This is a genomic window from Acinetobacter sp. COS3, from assembly GCF_000475335.1.
Lineage (GTDB): Bacteria > Pseudomonadota > Gammaproteobacteria > Pseudomonadales > Moraxellaceae > Acinetobacter > Acinetobacter venetianus.
Map to the genome: position 1 here is coordinate 1 of NZ_AXCD01000020.1, position 13,151 is coordinate 13,151.

A 13,151-nucleotide genomic window follows, 5' to 3' on the forward strand; every position below is an offset into this window, starting at 1 on the left:
TGCAACGGGGGCTAAAGGCGACACGGGTGCAGTAGGTGCAACAGGTGCTAAAGGCGACACGGGTGCAGTAGGTGCAACAGGTGCCAAAGGGGATACAGGTTCAGTTGGTGCAACGGGAGCTAAGGGCGACACGGGTGCAGTTGGTGCAACGGGCGCTAAAGGTGACACGGGTGCTGCTGGCGTAGATGGAGCTAAGGGTAACACGGGTGCAGTAGGTGCAACAGGTCCTAAAGGTGATACTGGAGCAAGTGCCTTTGAAATTGCGGTTGAAAATGGATTTACAGGTACAGAACAAGAGTGGCTTGCAGGCCAAAATGGCGGTACAGGTGGTAGTGCAGGAGGTAATACATCTTATTTAGATGCTAAAGCCAATGAAACGAGCACAGGTGCAAAAGCAACAGGTTCTGGTGCAATTGCTTTGGGCGATGGTGCTATAGCTGATGGCAATAATAATACAGTTGTTGGTTCAGGAGCATCTGCAACAGGAGAATCGAATACTGTAGTGGGTAAAGGTAACAAAGTTGAAGGAAATCGCTCAGGGGCATTCGGCGATCCAAACGTAATTCAGGCAAACGACAGTTATGCTGTCGGCAATGACAATACCATCACAGGGGATAGAACTTTTGTTGTTGGTAATAATGTAAATACTTCAGCTAAAAATGCTGTTGTATTAGGTAATGATTCAGCTTCAGATCGTGATAACATAGTATCAGTTGGTGCATCAGGAAAAGAGCGTCAAATTATTCATGTTGCAGCAGGCGTAGCAGATACTGATGCTGTAAATGTGAAACAAATGAAAGATGCAGATGCAAAAGTTCTAGGTGATGCAAAAACTTATGCAGATGCAGGAGATGCAACGACATTAAATAATGCTAAAAGCTATACGGACACTCGTGAATCGGTGATTCGTCAGGACTATCAAACAGCGGATGCTAAAGTGCTATCAGATGCGAAAGTCCATGCGGATGCAGGAGATGCCACTACATTAAATAGTGCTAAAGGCTATACAGATAGTCGAGAAACAGTCTTGCGACAAGAGTACAAAACTGCTGATGCTAAAGTGTTATCAGATGCACAAGCTTATACCGATCATCGAATAGCTGATTTAGAGCGAAGTTTCTCAAAAGTTGATCAGTCTGCCAATGCAGGGGTTGCAAGTGCCTTGGCGATTGGCAATTTACCTCAACCTACGTTAGCTGGTAAGAATATGTTATCAATCGGAGCCGCGAATCATAATGGAGAGCAGGCGGTTGCGATTGGTATTTCTACAGTGACAGAAGACAATAAATACGTCTTGAAAGGTGGTTTCTCGACGAATACCAATAATGACATTAGTACGGCAGTATCAGTTGGTATTCAATGGTGATGTGAATGTCCCTCGTCTTGCTATAGTAAGGCGAGGGATATGAAGAAAACAGGATATTGTTGCAGCAATAAGGCTTTTCTTCACAAAATAAGCGCTTGTCAGGCATGGCGTTTTGTTAAGCCTATGCCTATAATATGCCTACTTGAAAATCAGTAGACTGTGATTGGTATGTTATATTCATTGGCTCGCCCTTTGTTGTTTACTTTAGCGCCAGAGCGTGCACATGAACTCACACTTTCTATGCTTGATAAAGCGCATAAGTTGGGTTTTATGCATCAAAAAGTTGCTGCAAAACCTGTAACTTGCATGGGTATCGAGTTTCCAAATCCTGTTGGTTTAGCTGCGGGTTTGGATAAAAATGGTGCGCATATCGATGCTTTAGCAGCATTAGGTTTCGGTTTTATCGAAATTGGTACAATCACTCCGCGTCCTCAAGCTGGCAATCCTCAGCCACGTTTATTCCGTATTCCTGAAGCAAAAGCCATTATTAACCGTATGGGTTTTAATAATGATGGTGTTGATAAACTGATTGAAAATGTTAAATCAGCAAAGTTTAAAGGGATTTTAGGAATTAATATCGGAAAAAACGCAGATACTCCTGTCGAAGAAGCCGTTTCTGATTATTTGATTTGTTTAGAAAAAGTCTATAATTACGCATCATATATTACAGTCAATATTTCCTCTCCAAACACTAAAAATCTGCGTAGCTTACAAAGTGGTGATGCACTTACAGAGTTATTACAAACTTTGAAAGATCGACAGCTAGAACTTGCTGAACAATATAATCATTATGTTCCTTTAGTGCTCAAAGTTGCACCTGATCTCACACCAGAAGATATTGCATTTATTGCAGCTCAACTCATTCAGTTCAAAATTGATGGTCTTATTGTGACGAATACGACGCTTGGTCGTGATGGTGTTGAAAACCTTCCAAATGGTAATGAGGCAGGCGGATTGTCTGGTGCACCAGTATTTGAAAAGAGTACTGAGTGTTTACGTCAATTTTCTAAAGTGCTGAACGGACAGATTCCACTCATTGGTGTTGGTGGTATTTTAAATGGTGAGCAAGCTGTAGCAAAACAGCAAGCAGGAGCGAGCTTGGTTCAAGTTTATAGTGGCCTTATTTATACAGGTCCAACGCTTATTAAAGATTGTGTTAACGCGATGACAGTGTGAAATGAACACGCTTGATATCATTATTCTGATCATTTTGCTCATTGGAGGGCTAAACGGTTTGCGTCAAGGATTTATTAAAGCCTTTGCGAACTTGGTCGGATGGATATTTGCATTGATCATTGGGGCAAAGTACGCAGTTACATTGGCACCTGCAATGAGCAGTCTCAGCCAAGACCCTGTTGTGCAAAAAATTGCAGCTTTTGCTTTCATTGTATTGATCATTGTTGTGTGTACATGGATTGTTAGCGCACTTTTAAATGGGCTCTTGAAAAGTTTAAAACTGGGCCCATTAAATCGTTTAGCAGGTGGTGCTTTTGGCTCTCTAAAAGGACTATTGATTGTTCTGATCGCCATGCAAGGTGTAGGACCTTGGGTGGATAGTTCTCCCCACTGGAAACAGTCAAAATTAATTCAGATTTTATTACCTTATGCTCCTTTGGCGACTGAAATTTCCAAAGATGCTGCAAATCAAGCTTTAGATCAAATGAGGTCTGAAGGTGCGCTTTTGCATCGCCCTTCAACTGAAATGGACGAGTCAGAACGTGCTGCTACGGATCAGCGCGCTGACCATTCGACTAAAAATCCTTTTTATTAATTGGGGTCAAACCCCGTTCCTAGCTTGTCGCGAGGTTGCTATGTGTGGAGTTGTTGGGATAGCCGGTAAATCGCCAGTGAACCAAATGTTATTTGATGCCTTGACGATGTTACAACATCGTGGACAAGATGCAGCAGGTATTGTTACTTGCCATCAAGGGCGTTTGTTCCTCCGCAAAGACAACGGTATGGTGCGCGATGTATTCCATACTCGTCATATGCGTGCTTTGCTTGGTAACTACGGTATTGGACATGTACGTTATCCAACAGCGGGTTCTTCTAGCAGTGCAGAAGCGCAACCATTTTATGTAAACTCACCTTACGGTATCACGCTTGCACATAATGGTAATTTAACCAACGCAGCTGAAATTCATGATGATCTGTTTAAAACAGATTTACGTCATATGAATACTGATTCTGACTCAGAAGTATTACTTAACGTATTTGCGCATGAGCTACAGAAAATTGGTACTTTAAATCCAACACCTGAAGATATTTTCCATACGGTTTCTCGCGTTCATGAGCGCTGCAAAGGTGCTTATGGTGTCGTTGCCATGATTACAGGTCATGGTTTAGTTGGCTTCCGTGATCCAAATGGTATCCGTCCGTTAATCTACGGTTCTAGAGAAACTGATCAAGGTACAGAATATATTATTGCTTCAGAGTCAGTTGCAATTACTGCGCTTGGTTTCAAAATTGAACGTGATATTGCACCAGGTGAAGCTATCTTTATCGACAGTGAAGGTCGCTTATTCTCTAAGCAATGTGCAGTTAATCCTGAATACCGTCCATGTATTTTTGAATACGTTTATTTTGCTCGTCCAGACGCAACAATTGATGGTATTTCAGTTTATAAAGCTCGTTTGAAAATGGGCGAAAAGCTTGCGCATAAAATCCTAAAAGAATGGGGTGAGGAGCATGACATTGATGTTGTGATTCCAATCCCTGATACAAGCCGTACATCAGCTTTAGAGTTGGCAAATATTTTAGGCGTGAAGTTCCGTGAAGGTTTCATGAAAAACCGTTATATCGGTCGTACCTTTATTATGCCAGGTCAGCAACAACGTAAAAAATCAGTTCGTCAAAAACTGAACCCAGTAGAGCTTGAATTTAAAGACAAAAATGTTCTTTTAGTCGATGACTCAATTGTACGTGGTACAACGTGTAATGAAATCATTCAGATGGCGCGTGACTCTGGTGCGAAAAAAGTATTCTTTGCCTCAGCAGCACCGATGGTGAAGTATCCGAACGTGTATGGTATTGATATGCCAGCAAAATCTGAGCTTATTGCTTCTGATCGTACAGTTGAAGAAATTCGTGAAATTATCGGTGCAGATCGTTTAATTTTCCAAGAAATTGAAGATCTGAAAAATGCTGTGCGTACAAGCAAAGTTCCTGATTTAAGAGAGTTTGATTGTTCTGTCTTTGATGGTGTTTATGTTGCTGGTGGCATTGATAACGACTATTTAATTAACCTTGAGTTAAAACGTAGCGATACGGCTAAGAAAAAAACTGATGGTTATATTGATGTAAATATTGATGCAGCTTCAGTGGATTTAACAGGTATTAAAGAAGAGTAATCATTTTAATATCCAGAAAAGCGGGAATTTCCCGCTTTTTTATTTTATGATACAGAAGGCGCTAATGCCACGGATAGAAACAATGTAATAAGGAAAATTTACATTGAAAGAAATGAGCCATTATTTAATTGAAAATAAGAATATTGCGTGGTCAGTTAGTTTCTGTATTCTCGCAATGTTATTAACCGTCTTTATTCTCAATTTAATTTTGGGTTTGGTGGTGCATTTCTTTGATTACACCCAGCTGATTTGGTGGCATGTTCTCAGTCCGTATTTCATCTTTCTGCTTTTCTTTGTCTTAGTTTGGTCTGTTTGTGCTGAGCTTTATGTGTTGCGTGAAGGTGGACATTCGCTTGCCAAGCAATTAAAAGCTCGTCGTCTCGTTTTTGACGAAAGTACCCCTGAAGAAAGCACCGCACTTAAAGTAGTAGAGCAAGTCGCGCGTAGTTTTGCAATTGATACACCAGCAGTGTATGTATTGCCCGATGAAGTCGGTGTTAATGCCTTAACAGCAGGATTTAAATCACAGGATATTGTGATTATTCTAACTTGGGGTGCTTTGCAGAACTTAGATGAACTTGAGCTGTATGGCTTACTTAGTTATGAGTTCAATCAAATTCTATCTGGTGAAGCTGTTGAAAACACTAAGCTTAAAATTTTATACAGTGGACTAACAACGTTCAGTCAATGGGGAAGTAAATTAGCTCAGGCAGGCTATAACCCTTATGCAACTTCCTATCGAAATAAGTTTGAAACGATTTTTGTGGCAATCGGTGGAGTGATTTGGCTGATTGGTAGTTTGGGTATTTTAATTACTCGTTTAATCAAATATTTGACTTTGAGTGGTCGAACTTTCCGTAATGATTTGAAAACCATGCGGTTGATGAATAACAACGCCAATATCCAAACGTTATTAAGAATTTATGTGCATCATACTGGTTCGCAAATTCATAGTGCTTATTCTGAATCAATCTCTCATATGTGCTTTGCCAATTCACTGAGTCCGCAAAGCTGGATGAATATTCATCCAAGTATTAAAGATCGTATCTACGAACTGAATCCAACACTGTTGCAAGACTTACAGTTAGAGAATTTGCGTAAACTTCGAAATCGTCCTTTATTCAGTTTGTTTCGATCATTAGAGGAAGAAATTACCGATATTACGACCCCTTGGAGTTCACCGCAGCCTTTACCTCTGTTGCGCTTGTCTCCAATAAGTTTTGCGTTGAATGATGCAATTAAGCCTTTGAATCCTGAGATGCGTAAAAATAAAAAGCGTCCAGAGTTAATCCAACGTGCCATGCAGACTGCAACGGGTTCAAGGGAAGTAATGGTGGCGATCTTGATGATTCGTCAATATCGAGAATTTATTCCTCAAGACGCACCTGTAAGTCATGCGATTGTGGATGCTTTATTGAATCTAGATGGTCGTATTCATGTGCAAATTTTCCATGATGCCTGTAAAAATATTGGTCATATGCCAACCAGTATTGCCCGTCAATTTTTAACTAAGCTTGCTTGTATCATTCAGGAAGATGGTGAAGTTGGTTTACTTGATGCTTTACTTCTTGAACGAGTTAAACATGAGTTAAACCTGATGCCTGCACATTTACCAACAGCTATTGAAGATGTTAAATCACAGATTGTGCATCTGGTTGATGCGTTATTGCATGTTCAACAAATCAATAGTCCGAATCAGTTAGAAGTGCGTGAGCGTATTTTAAGAAAGATTTTAACTGCAGTTGAAATGCAAACTTTTGCTGATATTTCAGATGAGCCTTTAGATTTAGCTGAAATCCTAAATGATGTCTCAGGCCTGTTATTACGTGATCGTCTAAATATCTTGGCGATTGCTGAACGCTGCTTGTGGAGTGATCGGATTATTACTCAAGACGAATTAGATGTTTTGGAATTGCTGTATTGGCGTTTAGGATTTGATACCAAAGATGTTGTTGAACAAATGCAAAAGAAAAACAGCTTGATGATTATCTAGAATCTACGGATAAATTTTTGCTTATTGTGCTGTCAAAATTATTACGTGACAGTCACATAAAATATTCTTATTTACATGTAAGCTTGCCATTTATTTTTATTTTTGTATTTACGCTTTTTGAGTAAGTTATGGAACATATTGAAATTTTAAAAGCCTTATTTTTAGGTTTTATCGAGGGTCTTACCGAATTCTTACCCATTTCAAGTACAGGGCATTTGATCTTATTTGGTCATATGATTGACTTCCATTCTGATGATGGTCGTGTATTTGAAGTTGTTATTCAGCTGGGTGCAATTTTGGCAGTATGTTGGTTATACCGCCAAAAGATTGTGGACTTGATTAAAGGTTTCTTTAGTGGAGATACTGAGGCAAGACACTTTACCTTTAGTGTTTTATTGGCTTTTATCCCTGCTGTCGTGATTGGTATTTTCGCTGTTGATTTCATCAAAAGCGTATTGTTTAGCCCACTTGTTGTGGCAATTGCTTTAATAGTCGGTGGTTTAATTATTTTCTGGGTTGAGTCGATTATGTTTGATCATAAAACCACTGAAGCAACAAAAATTACCTATAAACAAGCATTTTTAGTGGGTTGTGCGCAGTGTGTTGCAATGATTCCTGGAACATCTCGCTCAGGTGCAACGATTGTCGGTGGAATGTTCTCTGGCTTGTCTCGTAAGGCAGCAACCGAGTTTTCTTTCTTCTTGGCAATGCCAACCATGTTAGGTGCAGCTGTATTTGATTTAGCACGTAATGCGGATGTTCTGACTCAAGAAAACATGCTGAATATCGGTGTTGGTTTTGTGGCGGCATTTATTGCAGCGCTACTTGTGGTGAGTGCATTAGTAAAGTTTGTTGAACGTCATACTTTGCGTGTGTTTGCTTGGTATCGTATTGTGCTTGGTATCATTTTATTGTTCATTTTCCTATAAATAATTAAAAAATAAGCCTCTTTTAGAAAGATGACTAAAAGAGGCAAATTCTAAGTTAAACTGTTTCACCTTAATTTCGCTCTTTTTATTTTTAAACTGGTTCAATAGCAATATGACAATAGCAAAAATGAATGCCCGTGATTTGATCATTGATTTACTTCTAGGGCTACAAGGTCGTGAGATCTCGATTAAACAAATTATTATTGCAGGGAAACTTTTTGAGATTAGTGAAAACAGCATACGCGTCGCGGTAACTCGATTGTCTGGTGATGGAGTCATTGAGGCGATTGAACGAGGGGTTTATCAATTTACTTTGCAATCACATGAGTGGGCAGATGTGATGCTCAACCGTAAGAACGGAATTAAACAAACCAAAAAATGGAATCAGCAATATTTAGCTGTGTTTACAGGTGAGTTAGGTCGCGTCGATCGTACCGCTTTAAATCGTCGAGAACGAGCGTTGAAACATTTTGGTTTTAAAGAATTAGAACAAGGGATTTATATTCGTCCAGATAATTTGGCCATTTCATTTGATCATCTTTTTACTGAATTAAAAGCTTCAGGCTTAGAGAGTAGTGCCAAGATTTGTCAGATTTCTCATTTTGATCAAGACACAGAAGAAAAGATCTATCAGTTATGGCCAATAGAGCATCTCAATCAGCACTATAAAAAATATAGCCAAATGATTCAGGAGTGGTTGCTGACGGTAAGTCAATTAAGTTTGGAAGCAGCAGCTAGAGAATCGTTATTACTCGGTCGCCAAACGATTTCACTATTAATGAACGATCCGTTATTACCCAAAGATTTTGTTGATGTGCAATTACGTGATCAATTTGCCACAAGTGTTCAACAGCTAGATCGAACAGGTTTGGAGTTGTGGCAGAAGTTTTATGAACTCAGTTTAGAATAAAGATTGATTACAAATATTACTAAAAATTAAATTTTAATAGATTGACAGAAATATTACTTAATTTAAAATAAAATTAAGATTTGTGTATTTATAAAATTAAAACAATTGTAGGGCAGGGATATGAACACGCGTACCGCAATCAGTGATTTATTCACGAGAGATGAAATAACGGAATTAACAACTAAATCAGATTTGCACGGTGGTTGGGCTGTTTTTTCTACTTGGGCGATCATTGGCGGTACTTTTGCTACCGTGGCCGGATTTTGGGAATATTTACCGAATTGGGGAAAATTATTACTCTGTGTTGCTGCGCTAATTATTTTGGCAGGTCGTCAGCTGGCTTTGGCAATCATCATGCACGATGCTTCTCATCAAAGTTTATTCAAAACGAAATGGTTAAATGACACTTTAACGGACTGGTTATGTGCTCGTCCGATTTGGAATGATTTGCATAAGTATCGTGCCCATCATCTGCGTCATCATAGTAAGACTTCTACAGTGGATGATCCTGATTTATCGCTTGTAACAGGGTTTCCGACGACGAAGAAATCGTTAATGCGTAAATTTATACGTGATTTATCGGGCGTGACTGGATTTAAATTTGCAGTTGGTCGAGTGTTGATGGATGTTGAGAAAATGGAGTGGACGGTGTCGAATGACCGTCGTTGGATTCCTCAAGAAGGTCGTCGTTGGTTTGATTATCCCAAAACATTCTTAAAAAATAGTGGTGGTGCGATTGTAACCAATGCAGCTTTATTTTCAGCTTTATGGGCATCAGGGCATCCTAAACTGTATGCACTTTGGGTGCTGGCTTATTTGACACCATTTCCATTGTTTTTACGGGTTCGTTCGATGGCTGAACATGCTGGTATGGAGACCAGTCATAGTGCATTGACCAACACCCGAACCACAAAGGCAGGCTATATTGCTCGGGCTTTAGTTGCACCAATTCATGTGAATTTCCATAAAGAGCATCATTTGATGGCAACTGTTCCATATTTTAAATTGCCACAGATGCATCAAATGTTGCGCGATAAAGGCCATGTCGAAGAAGCGCCGACATATTGGCAAGTTTTAAATGAGCTTTCAAATCAAGCAGAATAAAATTTGAAACGGACCTCTTAAAAAACATCACATTGAAAAATTTGGAAAGCAGATGAAGATTGGAAAGAATGAACTAATTGAGTTTTTGGCTCAAGAGTTTCCACAAGCACTTAAAAAAACCAGCATTGAAGAAATCACTCATAAAGGTGCTCAGTTGTTGTATCAAATCGATGCTGATGACTTGCGTCCAGGGCAAACAGTTTCTGGTCCAACACTGATGTTAGTGGCTGATTTCGCGCTCTATGTCGCAATCATGGGTCATATTGGTTTGGTAACGATGGCCGTTACAACCAACATGACCATTAACTTCTTTCGAAAACCGAATGGGAATCAAAATATTCGGGCAGTGTGTAAACTGATTAAAGTAGGTAAAACATTAGTTACAGGTGAGGTTTGGCTCTATTCTTTAGATGATGATGAGCCTGTCGCTCATGTGATTGGAACCTATGCGATTCCACAAAAATCATAAAATCTTTAAAAATAACAATCAGCAATCCTGCAAAACATAACAACAATTCAGTATGCGAAATAGTAAGAACATGCTAAAACTAGAATGTTCAAATTTATTTGTTCTTACTATTTTCTACTTCTATGACCATACCGCTTGATTTAACTCCTTTATCACAGCTTGACATAAATCAAGAACATATCTTGGCGATTAAGCGTAATGATTTAGTCCCGTTGCTGAATGATCCGCATCGTTTAAATCATTATGCTGATCATTTGGTGCAAGCTCAAAGCGTACTCTTAAATGGTGTTGATCCTAAATTGAATCAGCAATTGAGCGAAGTTATTCATCAAATTATTCAACAGCTATCTCTTTCGAATAAGTATCTGGGCCAAAGAAAATTTAATGTATTGCAAAAATGGCTAGGGATCGACATCGAGTACGATGCTGGTCAGATCAAATACCTAAAGAATTTTGATTGTTTAATTGATGAGGCAAATTATCTCAGTCAAAAATTACAGATAGAGATTCAAAAATCTCAATCACGGTTACAGCAGGTTGTCGGTTTAAGAGAGCAAATGGCTGAGTATATTCGTGCTGCTGAAGAGTTCTTGCAAGAGTATCCTCAGTTCAGTAAGCAACAAACTTTAGATCACTTTGTAGAGCGACTGTCTAAAAAAATAAATACCTTACAAACCTTACAAACCAGTAATGATATTGCATTAAAACAAATGCAGTTATCACAACATTTATCATTTAGCTTATTAGATCGTTTTAAAGAGGCACAGCAGGTTTTGATTCCAGCATGGCGCTATCATTTGGAACAAAGTCGAGAGAGCAATTCGACAAAGACACTTGAACAGTTGGATAAAAGCAGAGAACATCTCATTCAAAATCTTAAGAAATCATTACAGAAATAAGAGGGGAATATTATGTCTAATTCAGAACTGAGCAATTCATCAAATGAACTGGTTGTTAATCAAGAGCAACGCTTTGAACAACTTAACTTGAAAGAATTGGGCTTACAGGTTCAAGACTTTGCAGAAGTAATGGATGCACATCAAGAGCTTGCTGACATTAGTACGACAGTTGTTGCTGAATATGGTAAAAATATTGCCAATAAAACATCTACATATACAGATGAGTTGCTTAATCTTGTTCAAAACAAAGACTTAGATGCAACTGGGCAAAAGTTAAATGAAGTTGTGCAAGTTGCACAGCAGTTGAATACGACAAGCATTTTAAATAAATCAAAGAGTTCAGGATTCTTTGGCGGATTGCTAAGTAAGTTTAAAGGTGCAAAGCAAAGTTTTGACCAACACTTTAATACGACAAAAGAACAGATTGATGTTCTTGTGAAAGAAATTGAAAGTTCTCAGTCTGGTTTGAAAGCACGGGTTGGAACTTTGGACAAAATGTTTGATGCCGTTCAAGATGAATATAAACAACTTGGCGTTTATATTGCTGCTGGAAAATTGAAGCAACAAGACATTCAACAACAGATTTCAACACTTACAACTCAAGAGCAAGATCAACAGACAACACAGCAGATTTATGATTTAAATCATTTGGCAAATAATCTGGAAAAGCGAGTCAGTGATTTGCAGGTTTTACAACAATCTGCAATGCAAACTTTGCCGATGATTCGGATTATTCAATCTAATAATTTAATGTTGGTTGATAAGTTCTATGCGATCAAAAACATTACGCTTCCTGCATGGAAAAACCAGATTAGCTTAGCGATTTCATTGCAGGAACAAAAAAATAGTGTGCAGTTAGCCAAAGCAATTGATGACACGACCAATGATTTATTGCGTCGAAATGCTGAATTATTGCATCAAAACTCGGTCGATACCGCAAAAGCGAATCAGCGCTCGGTGATTGATGTCGAAACCCTTGAACATGTGCAAAATACCCTCATTAAAACTGTAAATGATGTGATTCAGATTCAGAAAGAGGGGATGCAAAAACGTGCTGAAGCAACGACACGTTTACGTGCATTACAAGAGAGTTTGAATCAATTGGTTCTAGAAAATAGCCAATCTTCTCAATTATGATTTAAGCAGAGGAAAGATCATTGTCATCGATAGACGAGTTCAGTGTACAGCCAATTGATCAGCGTTTAGTGGTTTTAAAAGAACGCCAACGTCATCTGATGATTTGGTTTTTTTTAAGCAGCGCCTTGGTGTTAATGACGATCACTGCATTGTTTTTCCAAAAAGAATTTGTCTATCGTTTTTTTGATCTTTCTATGCATGTTCAAACTTTGGACTTGCCTTACCATGTTCAAGATCTAATTCCATTTAAACAGCCAGTAGATTATTTTTTTAATTTACTGTCTTGGTTTGGCTGGTTATTTATAAAAATATTCGTTGCATTCATTGGTGCATTTTTATTACTACGTTGGGCAAAAAAATTAAACTTTTTTCGACAACGTTTTCAAGCTTGGACACTGCGAGTCGTTGCTTGGATCATTGCTTTCACACTGTTATGGTCAGGTATGAGTTATATTCAGTATGACTGGCAAGATGAAACTGAAAAAGCTTATCAGCAGTGGATGAGCTATAAAAATAATATTATCGAAAGCCAAATCGTGCAGGATTTGAATCAGTCGAATGCTTCTGCAACTGAGAAAGCTTATGTGTTGGCGCAAGTCGCTTTATTGCATGATCCGATAGACCGAAAAACTGCCAATATTTATGTAAATCAGCTAATTAATGCAGAGCGAAATAATCCTACAGAGTTCCAAAAGTACGATTTCAAGCCTGAGCAATTATGGGTTATGCAACAACAGCTCTACGGCAAAAGTATTATATTAATGACACAGCCATTGGATTTACGTGCCCAACAGGCTGAGCGTATCGCTCAAATCGTAAATGTGGTGTTGTGGGGATTGCTGCTCGTCACAATAGCGATAAGTATGGTTTTATATTTTTTAGCATCTCATTTGAAAAGTCGACGTAATCGAATTGAACATCAACTTGATGCTTAGCCTTGTATTCGGTTTATCCGATCAAACTGATAAAAACATACTGTTTTACCTATTTAACG

The 13,151-nt window shown here is 38.7% G+C and carries 12 protein-coding genes; all 12 read left to right on the top strand.

Annotation, left to right across the window (positions count from 1 at the left end; all coding sequences use genetic code 11):
• Positions 1–1,366: YadA-like family protein (locus IO68_RS0116950; RefSeq protein WP_023013441.1), on the top strand; the 1,366-nt coding region annotated here is incomplete at its 5' end.
• Positions 1,367–1,534: 168 nt separating this feature from the next.
• Entirely contained in the window at positions 1,535–2,542 is a 1,008-nt protein-coding gene (locus IO68_RS25870) for a quinone-dependent dihydroorotate dehydrogenase (protein ID WP_031234809.1), read from the top strand.
• Position 2,543: 1 nt separating this feature from the next.
• Positions 2,544–3,137: a CvpA family protein gene (locus IO68_RS25875; protein ID WP_023013443.1), complete on the top strand. Its 594-nt coding sequence runs from the start codon at positions 2,544–2,546 to the stop codon at positions 3,135–3,137.
• A gap of 40 nt (positions 3,138–3,177) precedes the next feature.
• Positions 3,178–4,716 (top strand): amidophosphoribosyltransferase, encoded by a 1,539-nt coding sequence (purF, locus tag IO68_RS25880; protein ID WP_004878808.1) that lies wholly within the window; start codon positions 3,178–3,180, stop codon positions 4,714–4,716.
• Between the two features lie 103 nt (positions 4,717–4,819).
• Entirely contained in the window at positions 4,820–6,709 is a 1,890-nt protein-coding gene (locus tag IO68_RS25885) for a M48 family metalloprotease (RefSeq protein ID WP_019384191.1), read from the top strand.
• A gap of 128 nt (positions 6,710–6,837) precedes the next feature.
• Positions 6,838–7,638 carry an undecaprenyl-diphosphate phosphatase gene (locus IO68_RS25890; protein ID WP_023013445.1) on the top strand — a complete coding sequence of 267 codons (801 nt, stop codon included), beginning with the start codon at positions 6,838–6,840 and terminating at the stop codon, positions 7,636–7,638.
• A gap of 112 nt (positions 7,639–7,750) precedes the next feature.
• Positions 7,751–8,548 (top strand): PaaX family transcriptional regulator C-terminal domain-containing protein, encoded by a 798-nt coding sequence (locus IO68_RS25895; RefSeq protein ID WP_023013446.1) that lies wholly within the window; start codon positions 7,751–7,753, stop codon positions 8,546–8,548.
• A 120-nt stretch (positions 8,549–8,668) separates the two neighbouring features.
• A complete protein-coding gene (locus IO68_RS25900; protein ID WP_023013447.1) occupies positions 8,669–9,652 on the top strand; it encodes a fatty acid desaturase family protein in 984 nt (327 codons plus the stop codon).
• Between the two features lie 52 nt (positions 9,653–9,704).
• Positions 9,705–10,121 (top strand): PaaI family thioesterase, encoded by a 417-nt coding sequence (locus IO68_RS25905; protein WP_023013448.1) that lies wholly within the window; start codon positions 9,705–9,707, stop codon positions 10,119–10,121.
• A gap of 122 nt (positions 10,122–10,243) precedes the next feature.
• Positions 10,244–11,020: a hypothetical protein gene (locus IO68_RS25910; protein WP_023013449.1), complete on the top strand. Its 777-nt coding sequence runs from the start codon at positions 10,244–10,246 to the stop codon at positions 11,018–11,020.
• Positions 11,021–11,032: 12 nt separating this feature from the next.
• On the top strand, positions 11,033–12,157 hold the full coding sequence (locus IO68_RS25915) for a toxic anion resistance protein (RefSeq protein WP_023013450.1): 1,125 nt from the start codon (positions 11,033–11,035) through the stop codon (positions 12,155–12,157).
• Between the two features lie 20 nt (positions 12,158–12,177).
• Positions 12,178–13,092 carry a hypothetical protein gene (locus tag IO68_RS25920; RefSeq protein WP_023013451.1) on the top strand — a complete coding sequence of 305 codons (915 nt, stop codon included), beginning with the start codon at positions 12,178–12,180 and terminating at the stop codon, positions 13,090–13,092.
• Positions 13,093–13,151: the final 59 nt, after the last annotated feature.